Origin of the sequence: Dyella kyungheensis (assembly GCF_049913195.1) — a bacterium.
Taxonomy (GTDB): Bacteria; Pseudomonadota; Gammaproteobacteria; order Xanthomonadales; family Rhodanobacteraceae; genus Dyella; species Dyella kyungheensis.
This window is the reverse complement of record NZ_CP183983.1, coordinates 4,611,906-4,627,539: the sequence shown is the minus strand read 5'-3', so window position 1 is coordinate 4,627,539 and position 15,634 is coordinate 4,611,906. Positions and strand designations below refer to the sequence as shown.

Annotated in this window: 14 protein-coding genes; 5 read left to right on the top strand and 9 right to left on the bottom strand. The window is 66.5% G+C overall.

Annotated features, from left to right (window positions below):
* Positions 1–200 precede the first annotated feature (200 nt).
* From ACN9MB_RS20725 to ACN9MB_RS20705, 5 genes are all read right to left on the bottom strand, one after another.
* Positions 201–581 carry an MliC family protein gene (locus ACN9MB_RS20725; protein WP_426270134.1) on the bottom strand — a complete coding sequence of 127 codons (381 nt, stop codon included), beginning with the start codon at positions 579–581 and terminating at the stop codon, positions 201–203.
* Positions 582–697: 116 nt separating this feature from the next.
* Complete coding sequence (locus ACN9MB_RS20720; RefSeq protein ID WP_426270133.1) at positions 698–1,612, bottom strand: AraC family transcriptional regulator; 915 nt, start codon at positions 1,610–1,612, stop codon at positions 698–700.
* Positions 1,613–1,667: 55 nt separating this feature from the next.
* The gene (locus ACN9MB_RS20715) at positions 1,668–2,459 is read right to left on the bottom strand and encodes a putative DNA-binding domain-containing protein (RefSeq protein WP_426270132.1); all 792 of its coding nucleotides are present in this window, start codon (positions 2,457–2,459) and stop codon (positions 1,668–1,670) included.
* Positions 2,456–3,298, bottom strand: a complete 843-nt coding sequence (locus tag ACN9MB_RS20710; protein WP_426270131.1) for a DUF692 domain-containing protein — start codon at positions 3,296–3,298, stop codon at positions 2,456–2,458. Before ACN9MB_RS20710 ends, ACN9MB_RS20715 begins: the two co-directional genes overlap by 4 nt.
* A gap of 62 nt (positions 3,299–3,360) precedes the next feature.
* Positions 3,361–3,645: a hypothetical protein gene (locus tag ACN9MB_RS20705; protein WP_204637584.1), complete on the bottom strand. Its 285-nt coding sequence runs from the start codon at positions 3,643–3,645 to the stop codon at positions 3,361–3,363.
* A gap of 277 nt (positions 3,646–3,922) precedes the next feature.
* Here ACN9MB_RS20705 and ACN9MB_RS20700 point away from each other — a divergent pair, with 277 nt between their 5' ends.
* Genes ACN9MB_RS20700 through ACN9MB_RS20690 form a run of 3 tightly spaced genes read left to right on the top strand, consistent with a single transcriptional unit; the run spans position 3,923 to position 5,570 of the window.
* Complete coding sequence (locus ACN9MB_RS20700; protein WP_426270130.1) at positions 3,923–4,429, top strand: DoxX family protein; 507 nt, start codon at positions 3,923–3,925, stop codon at positions 4,427–4,429.
* A 20-nt stretch (positions 4,430–4,449) separates the two neighbouring features.
* On the top strand, positions 4,450–4,842 hold the full coding sequence (locus ACN9MB_RS20695) for a thioredoxin family protein (RefSeq protein WP_426270129.1): 393 nt from the start codon (positions 4,450–4,452) through the stop codon (positions 4,840–4,842).
* Complete coding sequence (locus tag ACN9MB_RS20690) at positions 4,842–5,570, top strand: cytochrome c biogenesis CcdA family protein (RefSeq protein ID WP_426270128.1); 729 nt, start codon at positions 4,842–4,844, stop codon at positions 5,568–5,570. The genes ACN9MB_RS20695 and ACN9MB_RS20690 overlap by 1 nt, the downstream gene beginning before the upstream one ends.
* Positions 5,571–5,574: 4 nt before the next feature.
* Here the strand turns inward: ACN9MB_RS20690 and ACN9MB_RS20685 are convergent, their stop codons facing one another.
* The 4 genes from ACN9MB_RS20685 to ACN9MB_RS20670 all read right to left on the bottom strand — a co-directional run bounded on the left by ACN9MB_RS20685 (position 5,575) and on the right by ACN9MB_RS20670 (position 13,299).
* Positions 5,575–6,246, bottom strand: a complete 672-nt coding sequence (locus tag ACN9MB_RS20685; RefSeq protein ID WP_204637581.1) for a MarC family protein — start codon at positions 6,244–6,246, stop codon at positions 5,575–5,577.
* 127 nt (positions 6,247–6,373) lie between these two features.
* Positions 6,374–7,240, bottom strand: a complete 867-nt coding sequence (locus ACN9MB_RS20680; RefSeq protein WP_426270127.1) for a ribonuclease H-like domain-containing protein — start codon at positions 7,238–7,240, stop codon at positions 6,374–6,376.
* The gene (locus tag ACN9MB_RS20675; RefSeq protein WP_426270126.1) at positions 7,237–9,657 is read right to left on the bottom strand and encodes a DEAD/DEAH box helicase; all 2,421 of its coding nucleotides are present in this window, start codon (positions 9,655–9,657) and stop codon (positions 7,237–7,239) included. The genes ACN9MB_RS20680 and ACN9MB_RS20675 overlap by 4 nt, the downstream gene beginning before the upstream one ends.
* Before the next feature lie 75 nt (positions 9,658–9,732).
* Entirely contained in the window at positions 9,733–13,299 is a 3,567-nt protein-coding gene (locus tag ACN9MB_RS20670; RefSeq protein ID WP_426270125.1) for an autotransporter domain-containing protein, read from the bottom strand.
* A gap of 227 nt (positions 13,300–13,526) precedes the next feature.
* On the opposite strand from ACN9MB_RS20670, the gene ACN9MB_RS20665 reads away from it, so the two are divergent.
* A complete protein-coding gene (locus tag ACN9MB_RS20665) occupies positions 13,527–14,192 on the top strand; it encodes a response regulator (protein WP_204637577.1) in 666 nt (221 codons plus the stop codon).
* Positions 14,189–15,595, top strand: coding sequence for an ATP-binding protein (locus tag ACN9MB_RS20660; protein WP_426270124.1), 1,407 nt, complete (start codon positions 14,189–14,191; stop codon positions 15,593–15,595). Before ACN9MB_RS20665 ends, ACN9MB_RS20660 begins: the two co-directional genes overlap by 4 nt.
* Positions 15,596–15,634: the final 39 nt, after the last annotated feature.

Genomic DNA, 15,634 nt, shown 5'->3' with positions numbered 1-15,634 from the left:
TGACTGTGCTCCCCAGCACAGCACGCGGAAGCGCACCTCACCGGATCGGCAAATTCTTGCGACCGGCGATTGGGCGGTAGGTTTCTGCGTGGGCTGGGAGCATGAGCGAGAGAAATTGCTGCGTCATCATGCGACGCAGCAAGCTCGGTCATATTGCTGAAGCGTGCGTGCTCTTGTTCAGCGTGGTGAGAAAAGCGTCATCACTTGCCTGGCGACGACGTGCAACCGGCAAGGATGGGAGCGGCGTTCGGGCCCGCGGTGGTGTCGTAGAGATCGCCGTTGTTGCCCTTGGTCCACCACACATAGGGACCGGCGACATACCGCACGCCGGAGCCGGCCAGCGTATCCACGAACAACATGGGTTTGCCCTTCACCGACAGCAGCGCAAAGCTCTGTCCGCCCTGCTTGTTGTAGTACGTGACCTTGAGCGATTGGCCGCCCTGGCATTGGTAGTTGCGCAGCAGCGTGGCATCCACCGGAATTTCCGGCACGCTCAGTGCGCCGGCCAGGGCAGCCGTTGCGCCCAACGATGCCAGCGCTGCGATGGCCGCCTGCGCGGCACGACGATGCAATGTGTTCATGGCTTGCCTCACCTCGTGCTAGACGTAAGGGCGCGACCGTTGCGCACGATCTCTCGCGAGTCTACACAGGTTGCGATGGCGTGGGAGTGGATCGCCGCAGCCGCGCTCAAGCACGCTCAGTTCAAGGCGACAGCGCGCATGCCATCGCCGCGAACACGTCCCGGGCACTTGCCGCTTACCCGCTTGAACAGGCGGCGGAAGGCCGCTTCGCTGCTGTAGCCCAATTGCTGCGCAATACCCGCCACCGATTGCTGGCGGTCGCGCAGCAACTGCTCCGCCACGCTGACGCGCCATTGCGTGACGTACTGGATCGGCGGTTGCTTCATCAGCTGGGTGAAGCGCTCGGCAAACGCCGAGCGCGACATGCACGCCAGTGCCGCCATCGACTGCATGGTCCAGGCACGGCCTGGATGGTCGTGCACCGATTGCAGCACACGGGCAATGCGCGGATCGGCCAGCGACGCGAACAGCCCCTGGCGTTCGCCCGTGCCGCGGGCGTAGTCGCAGATCGCCAGCGTGAACAGCGCGTCGGCAAGCTTGTTGAGCAGCACGTGGCGGCCGGCACAGTCGGCGTGCACCACGTCCGCCATGGTCGCGGCCAGCTGGCGGAACGGCGCGCTGGCGTTGGCGGCGTGAATGACCATCCGCGCGGGCAAGGCCAGACTGAGCGGATGCTGGGTGCTGCCGGTGAAGCGGAATTCGCCGCAGATCAGGCTGGTCTGTTGGAGGCCGTCCTCGGCCGTGCCGCTCAGCCGGTGCGGTGCGCCGTGCGGGAAGATCACCAGGTCGCCGGTCTCCAGCGTCACGGCCTCGCCGAACTCATCGCTTTCCACCTTGCAACGGCCGCTGCCCACCAGGTGAAACAGGCCGCATTCGTAACGCGGCGCATCGGCAAACCACGACCCGCAGCGATGCAGCTCGGCCACCACCTGGACCTGCAGCATCGACCGGCTGAGCAGCGATTCCAGCGCCGGATCCACCAGCTGCGGGCGCGGCCCGGGCGGTAGCGACGGGTTCGGTTCGATGATCATGGGCTTCCTTCCGGCGGCTGTCTCATGAAGAACTTCGCCGCCGGCGGGATGCCGGTTACATCGCCGCCTCCCCTGGCAGGGTCAGCCGGCCGATCAGCCCCTCGTCCAGCCATTGCGCCAGCAGCGCGGCCATGCGGGGCAGGGCCGTCGTGCCGTGCCGTTCCGCCAGGCGTTCGCACAGGTGGGCGAAGGTCTCGCCGTTCAAGGCGCCCCGTAGCGCGGGCAGCTCGCCCGGCGCCACCGGTCGGTAGTGCACGTCCAGCATCGGCCGCCAGACCAGCAGATGGCGTGCCTGCCGCCCACGCCGCAGTCGCGGGCGCGGCCCGCTGCGATCGGCGGCTCGCCGGAACGCATCGATGTTGCAGGTGCAGCGGAGCAGACGGGCGTGCGGCAACGGATGAAGCCGCAAGCCTGCCCACGCCTCCGCGGCGATGCCGACAAGATCACCGGCATTCACCGTGTCATGGTCGGCCGCGTCGAATGCCGTGGAAATGGCCCAGTCCAGCTGCGCCATCTCGGCCAGTTCGGGCTGCTCGCACCAGGGCGAGGCGTGTTCGAGAAAGCGGGCGAGTCCCTCGCCATGCCAGCGAATGGTGAAGTGCGTGGACGGCTGCGCCGCCACGTAGTCGTCGAGCAACGGCAGGAAGCGGCGCCCGGCCAACAAGGCGAGCCCGGGGAACTCCGTTGCCAGCGCCTCGCGCAGGCGGATGCGATAGCCCTGCTGATAGACGGCGAGGCGGCTGGCTTCGTCGGCCTTGTCGTCGCCGCGCAGCGAACCCGGCGCGGGCATGCTGCCTGCCAGCATGGCCTCGGCCAGTTGCCGTTGCATGGTGCGCAGATCGCTCATGCGGCTTGCTGCATCAGCGCGTCGGCGAGCGCGCGGGCATGCTCGAGTTCCGCCAGCAGTTCGACCAGCGGGGGAATGTGGTCGTCGCGCTCGATCATGGTGGAAACGCGACCGAAGCGGCGCACGGCCTCCACGTAGAGATGCCACACGGCATCCACCACGGGGGCATCGTGCGTGTCGATCAACAGCTCGCCGCCGTGTTCATGGCCGGCCAGATGGAATTGCTGCACGCGTGCCGCCGGCAGGCCATCGAGATAGTCGAGCGCGGAGAAGCCATGGTTGTGCGCACTGACGTGCACGTTGTTGATGTCGAGCAGGATGAGGCAATCCGCGCGCTCGGCGACGGCGGCGAGGAACTCCCACTCGGTCAGCTGCGACTGCGCGAAGCTGATATAGCTCGACACGTTTTCCAGCAGGATGCGTCGCCCGAGCGTGTCCTGCACGCGGCGCACGCGATCCACCACGTGCCGCAGCGCTTCTTCGGTATACGGCAGCGGCATCAGGTCGTGCAGGTTGACGCCCTGCACGCCCGTCCAGCACAGGTGGTCGGAGATCCACGCGGGTTCCACCCGTTTCGCCAGGGCGGCGAGCTGGTTGAGATAGCCCATGTCGAGCGGATCGGTGCCGCCGATGGACATCGACACGCCGTGCATCACCAGCGGAAAGCGTTCGCGAAAACGTTCCAGCCAGCGCAGCGGACGCCCGCCGGGCACCAGGTAGTTTTCCGAAACGATCTCCAGCCACTCCACCTTGCCCGGTTCATCGATCAGCGTTTCGTAGTGATCGACACGCAGGCCGAGACCGAAGCCGAGATAGGGCAACTGGCGGGAAGAAGGCATGGCGTTTCTCGCGGCAGAAAGTGCGGGGCTTTCGGGCTGCGCCGAAAGCCCCGCGATCAAGCTCAGGAGGCCTTGGCGGCTGCCTGGGCGGCGTCGCAGTCCTGCTGGCTCTTCTGCATGGTGAAGCCCTGGCCCTTGCAGGCGTTCTGGCCCTTGCAGGCATTGCTGGCCTGCTTGCAGGCGCCGTGGCCCTTGCAGGACGACGAGTTCACGCACTTCACGCTGGCGGTATCGGCGGTCTTGCCGCTCGCGGCCTTCTCGGTGGCGGAAGCGGACATGGTGGTGACGGCGAACAGGCCGGCAACTGCCATCGCCATGGCGGCACCGTTGAGCTTGTGGGTCTTCATGGAAACACTCCTGTCTGGTGGACGGCCGCCCGATGGCGGCATGGATAGACAACGTCGGGCCCGGACACCATGGCCAAGCACTGCCGACCTGAGCATTCTCGATAGACGGCCAGCCGCCGGCTGTCCCCGCGCGTCTGCCATTTGTGCCCGATCGTCCGGCGATGGCGATGCGGCGCAGGACCGGACGGCGGGCAAGAAAGCATGGACGACCAGCCATGGCGGCCGGCGAGGGCGGTTCGCATGATGCCCGCACCTCGTATCCATGGAACACGCCGTCATGCGCCAGCTCATCGCCGACAAGGCCACCCAACTGCTCGAATGGCTGCACCGCATCGAGTGGGTCGGGCCACTCGTGGTGCGCGTGGTGTTCGGCTACTTCTGGCTGGAGACCGGCATCGCCAAGGTGCACAACCTGGATGGTTTCACCCAGCGTTTCGTCGGCTGGGGCATTCCCTTCCCGGCCTTCAGCGCCGGCTTGTCCGCATGGACGGAGTTGCTCGGCGGCCTGCTGATCATGCTCGGCCTGTTCACCCGCCTGGTGTGCATTCCCATGCTCATCAACATGGCGGTGGCCGTGGTGCTGGTCGTATCGGCCAACCTCACCGGCCTGGACGACTACGTGGAAGCGGACGAGATCGTCTACAGCCTGATCTTCTTCTGGTTGCTGATCAGCGGCCCGGGCAAGGCGAGCCTCGACACGCTGGTGGCCAAGGCGCTGGGCATCCGCACGGCAGCCGTCGCGACATCGCCGTCGCGGATGGCCATCCCGGTCATCGTCGACTGATCGCTTCGCACGGAATGCCCATGAACATGAAAACAAACACACCTATCCGGATCATTGGCGCGCTGCTGCTGGCGCTGGCGGGAACCGCCGCCGCCGATGAAGTGCCGTTCGACCATGCGAGCTACGCGCAAGCGGTCGCCGCGGGCAAGCCCGTGGTGGTGTACCTGCATGCTGACTGGTGCCCCACGTGTCGGGCGCAGCAACCGATCGTCGATCGCCTGTCGAAAGAACCGGGGTTCAAACAGGTGACGATCTTCGTGGCGGATTTCGACAAGGAAACCGCGTTGGAGAAGTCACTCAAAGTGACGCAGCAATCCACCTTCGTGGTCTTCAGGAAAGGGCACGAGGTGACGCGCTCCACCGGCCAGACCGCCGAACCGGCCATCCGCGCGGTGCTGCAGCAGGCGCTCTGATGGACTTCAGTCTGGGCACCTATGCACTGGGTTTCATCGCCGGCATGGCGACGCTGTTGTCGCCTTGCGTGCTGCCGATCCTGCCCATCCTGATCGCGTCGGCGTTGTCCAGGCATCGTTGGGGTGCCGCGGCATTGGCGTTGGGATTGAGTCTTTCGTTCGCCTTGACCGGCACCCTGCTCGCCACCCTGGGTGCAGCCATTGGTCTGGACGCGGGCACCTTGCGTGTCGCGGCTGCCGTGCTGATGGTGGTGTTTGGCCTGGTGATGCTGCTGCCTCCCTTGCAACGTTCGTTCTCGCGCGTCGCTGCCCAACTGGGCAATCAGGGTCAGCGGGCATTGGGTTCGGTGCACGGCGAAGGCGGCTTCAGCCAGTTCCTGATCGGTTTGCTGCTGGGACTGGTCTGGAGTCCCTGCGTAGGACCGACCCTGGGTGCGGCGAGCACGCTGGCGGCGCAGGGCACGCATCTGCCGCAGATTGCGCTGCTCATGCTGGTGTTTGGCCTCGGTGCGGGACTGCCCTTGCTGGCGCTGAGCAGCGTATCCGGCGCCGCCATGGTGCGCGTGCGCGGCTCGCTGATGTCGGCGGGCAGCATAGCCAAGACCGTGCTGGGCGCGTGCTTCGTGGTGATCGGCGTGCTGGTGGTCAGCGGCCTGGATCGCCGGTTCGAGGCGCTGGTGCTTTCCGTCAGCCCCGATTGGCTGACCCGCCTGACCACGTCGCTCTAACGCGCTAGCGCCACTTCACCGATCCCAGCAGATCGGACAGCCCCACCCACAGCAGCTGCATGCCGATGCAGAAGGTGACCAGGGCAAACAGGCGCATCACGATCTTGGTGCCGCCTGCGCCCAGCCACCGTTCGAGCGTGTCGGCAAAGCGCATGCAGATGTAGATACTGGCGCACAGCACCACCAGCGCGGCGGCGACGCCCAGGAAATGCATCGCCGACAAACCCTCTTGCGGCGAGCTGGTGCCCAGCGCGATCGCCACCGAGATCGAACCGGGACCGACCATCAGCGGCAGGGTCAGCGGATAGAAGGTCTTGGCGGCGAGCGAGCCGCCGGCCGCGCTGGAATTGACCTCCTGCGCCTTCTCGTTGGCGGAATCGTCATCGTCGGGCTTCTGCAGCAGGTTCCAACCCGCCACCGCGATGATCATGCCGCCGGCGACGCGCAACACCGGAATGGAAATGCCGAAGAAGGTCAGCACATACGCGCCCATCAGCAGCGACACCAGCAGGATGGCAAAGCTGTTGGTGGTGATGCGCCAGGCCAGTTCGGTGCGTTCGGCAGGCGTCGTGCGCGGCACCATGCTCAACACGATGAAGGCCGAGCCGATCGGGTTGATGATGGGGAACAGGCCCGTGATGAGCAGCAGGGCGGTCTGGGTGAAATCCTTCAGCATGCGCGCGGCTCCCCGTTGCAGGTTTGCGACGGGACCAGGGCGTGCAGCATTCCCGTCCATCGCAACAGTGTCGGGCTGTCCGGCCCGCCGGGAAAACGTAGCACGTCGCCCTGGGCGATCGCGCCCCTCACGCCTGCGTGTTTGCCTCGTCCGGTGTCGCGAAGCGGTGAAGAATGCCGCCCAGGCTGCGCAGGTCCTGGCTGTTGTGCCGTGCCACCCGGTGCAGCGGCTGCGCCGAGCCGCCGCGCAAATAGCCCAGCCAGGCGGCCGGCGCTTCGGAGCCGGGCAGGTCGTCCTCGCGCACCACCTGCAGCAGCTGGCGCTCGGCGGTGGCCAGCCGGCAGTTCTCCCAGGCGCCACGCCAGCGGCGGCGCACGGGATGCAGCAGGTCGATATGCGCCAGACCTTCGAGCGGGCATGAACGTTGGTGCAGTCGAAAGCGTGTCTTGAGCAATGGCGAGTCGTACGACTTGCCGTTGTAGCTGACCAGCACCGAATCCGGACGCAACCATGATGCGAAACAATCGAGCATGGCCGCCTCGCCCGCCAGCGTGGTGATCAGCAACTGGCGTTCGCGGAAACGTCCTTCGTGCCAGTCGCCCACGCCGATCATGAAGGCGCGCGTGCCAGTGCCGCCGGCCAGTCCGGTGGTTTCCGTGTCGAACAGCACCAGCCGTTCTGGCGCGATCATTTCGTCGACACGCGCGAACGCAGCGTGGAAGGCAGGCGGTTCGGGCGGCCACGCACTGCTCGTTTCGCACAGCTGCAAGCCGGGTGCGATGGTCTGCCCAGGCGGCGACGTGGGCTCGACGCTTGCCTTGCGTCGAGGCGTGGCTGGAACGCCTTGCGCACGCTGACGGATGCCGAGCAGCTGCGCGATGTTGTCCGGCAGCGCGGGACGCGGCTTCGCCGGTGCGGCCGCCGGTACGGGCGCGGCGGGCACGACGCCGGCCTGGCGACGCAGGCCGCGCAGCTTGTCGGCCAGCGCGCTCACAGCGCCACGATCAGGTCGAGCACGCGGGTGGCGAGCGATTTCAGCGAGCGTTCGTTCTGCTCGTCGGCGGCGAGCACGGGACCCACGCAGGCCGGGCAACCACCGCGGCAGTCGCAGCGATGCACCAGTTCGCGGGCGAGGCGTACCAGGTCCTCGCGCCGCTCGAACAGCGGCGCGCTGAGTCCCACGCCGCCGGGAAACGCATCGTAGAGATACAAGGTGGGTACGAACGGCCCGCTCATCGGCGGTTCGCCTTCGCCAAAGCCCGAGCGCAATTGCGCGCGGCCGTTGGCATCGGGCGTGGCGAACCACGCGCCATCGCCGCTGCCCACGGCCTTCTGCAGGTCGCGCGCTTCGGCCATCACGGCCACGGTGGCGACGATATGCAAGGCATGCGCCGCTGCCAGAAAACCATCCAGCGCTTCCTGGCGATGGTCGAATGCCTGCTCCAGCGCGCGTTGCGGCAATTGCCACCACACCGCGGTGGTGTGCAATTCCAGATCGGGCAAATTCACCGGCCCGTAGCCGATGTTTTCGTGAGTGTAATAACGGATCTTCTTGTAACCCGCCACGCGCCGTGCCACATGCACCTCGCCGTGGTGTGCGCTGCCGTTGCCGGCCGGCGAACCGTCGAACGCTTCCAGCACCTTGAGCTTGGTGTAGTCGATGGCATCGGTGTAGTAGTCGACGTTGGTGCGCGTGACGAACGCCTTGCGGCCGTTCCAGTCCAGCTTTTCGACTTGATAGGGCACCGACTGGATCATGTGGATCGCCCCCTCATACAAGGTGAGCGAGGCTGCGCTGAAATCCACTTCCGCCACGATGGTCTGGCGGCCGTCGGTGCGATCGACCACCACGAAGTTGCCGTCGGCCACCGAGCGCAAGGACACCGCGTTCGCCGGGTAACTATCCGCGATCCATTCGAAGCGCTCGCCTTCCTGATGCAGCACGCCTTCTTCGGCCAGCACCTGCAGCCATGGGGTGGCGTCCTGGGGGCCGAACAGTTCGCCGTCCTTGAATGGAAGTTCGAAGGCCGCGCAGCGGATGTGATCGAGCAGGATCAACGGCTGGTCGGCGGCGATGCGCGCGTGTTCCGGCGTGGAGTCCTGGAAGAATTCCGGATGACGCACCAGGTACTGGTCCAGCGGATCGCTGCTGGCGACCAGCACGCCGAGCGAAGCCTGCTGGCGCCGGCCCGCGCGGCCGAAGCGCTGCCAGGTAGCGGCAACACTGCCGGGATAGCCGTTGAGCACCACCACGTCGAGCGCGCCGATATCCACGCCCAGTTCCAGCGCCGAGGTGCTGACGATGCCGTCCACCTGTCCCGCGCGCATCTCCCGTTCCGCTGCACGACGCTCGGTAGGCAGATAGCCGCCACGGTAAGCGCGGATGCGCGGCGCCTTGCGCGGGTCGCTGTCGAACACGTCTTTCAGATACTTGGTGAGCACTTCCACCATCAGCCGCGATTGCGCGAACACCAGCGTCTTCAATCCGGCCCGGATCGCGGTGCGCGCTATGCGGTTGGATTGCGAGCGTGCCGAGGCACGCAAGCCCAGGTCCGCATTCACCACCGGCGGATTCCACAGCAGTACGTGCTTCTCACCCACTGGCGCGCCACTCTCGGTGATCGCGGTGACGGGCTGTTCGATCAACGCGCTGGCGTGCTCGGCCGGATTGCCGATGGTCGCCGAGCACAGGATGAATTGCGGCGACACGCCGTAGAACGCGCAGACACGCTGTAGCCGGCGCAGCACATTGGCCACGTGCGAACCGAACACGCCGCGATAGGTATGCACCTCATCGATCACGATGTAGCGCAGGTTTTCGAAGAACTGCGCCCACTTGGTGTGATGCGGCAGGATCGCCTGGTGCAGCATGTCCGGATTGCTCACCACGATATCGCCATGCAGGCGGATCGCCTGCCGCGCGTCGCCCGGCGTGTCACCGTCGAAGGTGAAGGCTTTGACGCCGAGATCGCCCGCCTGGTTGAGTTCCAGCAGCTCGGCTACCTGGTCCTGGGCGAGCGCCTTGGTGGGAAACAGGAACAACGCCTTGGCGCGCTGGCGGATCGCCGCGCTGATCACCGGCAAGGTGTAGCACAGCGATTTGCCCGAGGCGGTGGGTGTGGCGATCACTACATGCTCGCCCGCGGCGGTGGCGTTCCAGGCCTGGGCTTGATGCGCATAGAGCTGATGGATGCCGCGCGCCCGCAGCGCATCTGCAAGTGCGGACGGCATATCGCCGGGCAGTGGGGCGAACTGACCCTCGCGCCCGGGCACGACGAACGAACCGGTGATGCGGTCGCCATAGCGTTTGGCGAGCCGCCGGGCGAGCTGGTCGCCGCCGGAGACCGGCGCGGCCAACGCACCGTCGCCGCGCACCGCGCGTTGGGCCATGGGGTTGGGCAAGGCGTTCATCGGTGCGCTCCATCCGGGAGCGGCATTGCACCCGCAGGCCGTCTCAATCCCTGAGACGGCCCGGTCTGGCGCGGCTTAGAACATCCAGGTCAGGCTCATGCGGGCCGCCTGATCGTTGGCATGGCTGGCGAACTGGCCGTTGTAGCTGGCATCCACCGTCACCTTGCGCGACAAGGCGAAGCTCAGGCCGCCGTTGAAGGCCGCGGCATTGCGCGCCACCGGCACGCCATCGACGGTGTAGGCCAGGTTGCCGTTGGCAAAGCGCATCGCGGCGCTGGTGGCCGTGTCGCCCCAGGCGTGCTGCCAGCCCAGGCTCAGGTGGGCGCGCAGGCCGCCGCTGGCGTCGAGTGCAAACACGCTGCGCAGGCCGAGCGTGGCGTAGGTGGATGAATCGGTCTGCGCATTCGCGTCCAGCGCCGCGGCGCCATCGCCTTCGCTGGCCGCATCCGTATGCAGGCGCACATAAGCCACATTGAGGAAGGGCGAGAACGTCGCGGCGGGCGTGCCGAACGCGTAGCTCGCGTCGATATAGGCCTGCCCGGTATTGCCGTCGTACTCGCTGTTGTAGCGTTCGTTGAAGGTGTCGAAGGCCACCGAGCGATGGCTGTCCACCGACTGCCAGCTATACGCCACGGCACCCTGCAACTGGAAGGCATCGGCGTGCAGACCGCCGTATACACCCAGGTGCGTGCCGGTGGTGTGCGACGACGAACCCAGCGCATCGACGTTCGCGCTGTTCTGGCCAAAGCCCGCCACGGCGCCGACGCGTGCCTGCGAACCCAACAGCATGTCCGCACCCACCAGCAAGCCGCTGCCATTGGCTTGCAGGCGCGAGGCATCGCCGTCGCCATCGTGATTGCCCCAGTGGCCCCAGCCCGCGGTCCACGCGGATACGCCGTTGTCGCCGGTGGCGCTGGTTCCGGTGGTGCTGTTGTTGAGGCCGAGCAGGTGATCGTTGATCGCATCGCGCACGTAGCGGCTGTCGTCCATCAACGCGGTGCGCGTGCTGGCGTAGATCTCGCCGGAGAGCTGGTCGTACGCGTGGCGCGCCGTCGCCGCATCGGCCATCACCACGGCGTTGTACAGCGCGCTGTTCCAGCCCAGGGCTTCCACCGCGGTGGCCGTGGCACGTTCGTTTGGCGTCTGCGCTACGCCGGCGAAGCTCACGTCGTTGCGTTCCAGCGACAGCGTCACGCTGTTGGCGGTATAGGCCAGCGTGGGCGTGAGGAAGGCGAGATTGCTGCTGGCCGAAGCGAACTGGCCTGTGACGCCTTGCGTGGCGGTGAGGATGGTGTAGTCGGTGCGCGGCGCCCAGTTGCCCGTGGCGCCCAGCACCACCGTGCTGCCGGCGATGCTGGCCTTGCCGTTGACGGTGAGCAGGTCGGCCTGGCCGGTGGGTGCCGCGTCGATCACCAGCGCACCATTGGCAGCCTGCGTGTAATTGCCGTTGATGGTGAGCGTGCCGATCGAGCCACCCGGCTGCAGCGTGCCGTTGTTGGTGACATTGCCCACGATGGTGCCGTGACCGCGCAAGGTGCCGCCCGCGGCTACCTGCACATTGCCGCCCAGCGTGGCGGACGCATTGCTCGCATCGCCCACTTCCAGCGTGCCGGCTTGCACTGTCGTGGTGCCGGCAAAACTGTTCCTGCCGTCCAGCACCAGCATGCCGGTGCCGTTCTTGGTTAGCGAACCCGTGCCGCTGAGCACGCCGCTGTAGATGCCGTCGCTGGTCTGGTCGAACACCAGCGCCGCGTTGTTGGTGATATTGCCCTGCAGGCTGGCGGTGCTACCCAGCAGGGTGCCCCCGCTGATGGTGGTGCCGCCGCTGTAGCTGTTCGCACTCGTGAGCGTGAGCGTGCCGCTGCCGGTCTTGTTGATGCCGAAGCTGCCGCCGATGACGCCGGACTGCGTGGCCGCATCGCTGCCATCCACGTCGAACGTCGTTGCTCCTTGCAGGCTGATCGTATTGGCGAGGTTGACACCGTTGCGATAGGTCAGCGTCGGCGCCGCGGCGATCAAGGTGCCAGTGCCGATGGCATTGCTGTTGCCCAGCACCAGGGTGCCGCCGGTGACGGTGGTGTTGCCGCTATAGGTGCTGGCGCCGTTGAGTGTGGTGGTGCCGGCGCCGATCATCACGCTGGCAAAGTTCGCGATGGAGCCGGCGTAGCTGAAGCTGTTGCCGGCGCCGGGTGCGATGGTCAGCGTGCTGCTGCCGGTGCCGCCATTGAGGTTGCCGTTGATCGCCGCCGAACCTCCCAGGATCTGCAGGCTGCTGTTGCCGCTGCCCAGATCCACCGCGAGGTTGCTGCTGTCGGCCGTGATCGTGCCGTAGTTGATCACCGTGGCGTTGTTGCCGCCGGTGTACACCGCCGCGGCCGAGCCGCCGCCTTCGAGCGTGCCGCCGGCAAGGTTCGTGATGGTGACGGTGAACGCGTTGGCGGCGCCGGTGACGGCGATGGCCGAATCGCTCTGGCCGCGGATCAGTCCGCTATTGGTGACGGTGGTATTGCCGTAGATGCCCTGGACGGGAATCGGCGCGTCGGTGGTCGGGTCCTTGTCCAGGCCGGCCAGCGTGATGCCGCGGCCGGTGCCGGTGTTGACGGTGCCGTCGCCATTGGTCGCCGAGTTGTCACCTTCGATGGTGCCGGAGTTGACGATGGTGCCGCCGCCGACGGTCACGCCTTCGCTGGTGTCGTTGTACGCGTGCAGCGACTTGATCGTGCCGGTGTTGGTGATGTTCACCAGGCCATCCACGTCGACGCCGTCGCCATCGCCGTTCACGCCGTTGCCGGTGATGGTGCCGTGGTTGACCACGGTCACCACTTCGTTGGCGTTGAAGCCGTCGATATTGATGCCCGAGCCGTTGTCGCCCTGGATGGTGCCGCCAAGGTTGTTGGTCACCGACAAGGTATAAGCGCCGCTGGTGGTCACGTCCGTGTTGCCGCCGGTGATGCCGTGACGCGCACCCTCGATGGTGCCGGTACCGGCCACGCTGGCCGAACCGGTGGTGGCGTTGACGATGGTGATGCCGCTGTTGCTCTGCGCATCGATGCCATCGCTGCCGTCGGTGCTGCCCGCCGCGTTGGTCGACTTGATCAGGCCGTCGTTGTAGACGAAGCCGTTGACGCCGGGACGCACGGCGTCCGCTTCGTACGCGTCGATTTCGCCGCTGGCGTAGTTGTACAACTTGTTGCTGCCGGTGGTGATCGCATTGAAGTCGATCGCCTGGGCGCCACCGAGTGACGCATTGGACGAGACCAACTTGCCATAGTTGTAGAACACGACATTGCTGCTCGCCTTGTTCATCTGGACGACGTCGTTGTCCGCCGTCTGCATCAACGCGCCCACACCGTTGGTGACGGTGAGCGTGAGGTTGCCGGTGTTGTCGCGGATGGCGCGGCCGGTGGTCGTATCGATCAGGCTGCCGTTGTTGGTGATCGTGCTGCTGCCGGTCACCGTGACGGCGACTGCCGTGCTGCCGCCGATCGACAGCGTGCCGGTGGCGTCGATGGTGCCGGTCTGGCCCGCGGCGAGGGTCTGTGCGGTGTTGGAGGTTTGTCCGGCGGTGATCTCGAACGTGGCGGCGTGGGCGGTATCGACCAGCGCGAGCAGGATTCCGGCGACGAGCAGCTTCTTCTTCATGGGGCCCCCTGTGGCGTAAGCCCGCAAGTGTTGCGATGGCATTGCGTAGGACTCATGACAGCTTCGCTACGCAGCCCGGCCCGTTTCTTAGCGTTGTCTTAGGATGCCTTCGCGGCTCCTTGCCGTCGTTCGAAAAAGCCAGCCAGGACAGTCGTTTAAGTGTTTCCTAAGGCGCATGCCCGATAATCCCGGTGTACATCGCCCGCAGGGTGAGGGAGCGGCAAGTCGTGCACATTCTTCTGGTCGAAGACGACGCGCAGCTGGGATCGGCGATCCAGCGCGCGCTCGAACGCTTGAGCTACACGGTGTCGTGGCTGCGCGACGGCCGTTCGGCGCTCGTTGCCATGCGCGACCGCACCGCCGACCTGGTGCTGCTCGACCTGGGCCTGCCCGGGCGCGACGGTATCGACGTGCTGGTGGAGGCGCGTCGGGCGCACGTGGACACGCCGGTGCTGGTGATGACGGCACGCGATGGGCTCACCGCGCGCGTCGATGGGCTCGACGCTGGCGCCGACGACTACCTCACCAAGCCCTTCCATGTGGAGGAACTGGCCGCGCGCATCCGCTCGCTCACCCGCCGCATGCGGGGGCTGTCGGTGAATCGCATCGAGGTGGGCGCATTGACGCTGGATGTGGGTACCTCTGAGGTGACGTTTCGCGGCGAGGCGGTGGACCTAACCCGCCGCGAGTTCGCCCTGCTGCAGGCACTGATGGAACACGCGGGTCGGCTGGTGCGCCGTGAAACGCTGGAGAACTCGCTGTACGGCCTGGACCATGTGGTAGGCAACAATGCGCTCGAAGTGCTGGTGCATGCGCTGCGTCGCAAGCTGAGCTTCGAGACCGTGCGCAATGTGCGCGGTTTCGGTTACATGATCCCGCAGGATCCCCAGTGAGCCGCAGTAGCCTGCGCTCGCGCTTACGCTGGCTGATCCTTGGCGTCATCGCGTTGGTGTTGTTGCCGTTGGGCGTGTACAGCTTCAGGCGCACCATCAACGAAGTGAACGAGCTGTCCGACGGACGCCTGGCGCAGTCGGCCCGCACGCTGCAGACACTGATCAACAACATCGGCCTGCCGGCGCTGCAACGTCATACCGCCGAAGCCGGCGTGGTGGTGCCGATTGCCGCCAAATCCTCGCAGGAGTTGCTGCTGCACGGCCACACCTATGAGTCGGAGGTGGGCTTCCAGGTGTTCGATCGCGAGGGGCGGCCGCTGCTGGTGACCGGCAATCTCACGGCGATGTCGCCACCCGATCCCACCCATGCCGGCTTCAAGAACCTCTATTTCGGCAAATACCGATGGCGCTTTTTCACGCTGCCGCCGACTGCCGATGGCGTGGTGGTACGCGCCGCCGAACGTTACGACAGCCGGCGCGACATCAGCACGGCGCTGTGGATCGAACATGGCCTGCCGCCGCTGATCGCGCTGCCGGTGCTGGCGCTGCTGCTGGGCTGGGCGGTGCGCCGCGGCCTGCGGCCACTGGAAGCGCTGGCGGAGAAGCTGGCCACGCGCGAGCCGGGAAGCCGCGACACGCTCGATGTGGCGGCGGCGCCGCACGAACTGGCGCCGGTGCTGGACGCACTGAACAGCCAGTTCACCCTGCTGGAGGAAGCGCTGGAGCGCGAACGCCGGTTCAGCGCCGACGTGGCGCACGAACTGCGCACGCCGCTGGCTTCCACCATGATCAACCTGGAAAACGCACAGGCCAGCCGCGATACGCGCGAGGCCGACGTGGCGCTTTCCGGTGCGCGCGAAAGCCTGGCCTCGCTGGCGCGCCGCGTCGAGCAGCTGCTGTCGCTGGCGCGCCTGGAAGCAAGCTCGCGCAGCGACAAACATGCGGACATCGACCTGCTTGCCGTCGCGCGCGGCGTCATCGAGGAGTTGTCGCCGCTGATCGGCGACTCGGATGTGGAACTGGAAGTGACGCTCGCCGACGGTACGCTGATGGTGCACGGTCACGAAGCGGCGCTTGCCGCCCTGCTGCGCAACCTGCTGGAGAACGCGTTGCGCCATGTGCCGGACGGTGGCCACGTGCGGCTGGTCATCCAGCGCGAGTCGAACCGCGCGGCCATCGAGGTGATCGACGATGGCGAAGGTATTCCGCCGGAGCGCCGCGCGGCCGTGTTCACGCGCTTCCATCGCGAAACCGGCAGCCGTGGCGAGGGCTACGGGCTGGGGCTTTCCATCGTGCAGCGGGCGGCGCAATTGCACGATGCCTCGATCGATCTGCTCGACTCCCCCTACGGGCGCGGCCTGCGTGTTCTGGTGCGGATGCCGTTGAGCGACGCACACGGCTGACGCTTTACAAAGTGAACGCTAAGCCATGGCCGGTAGGGT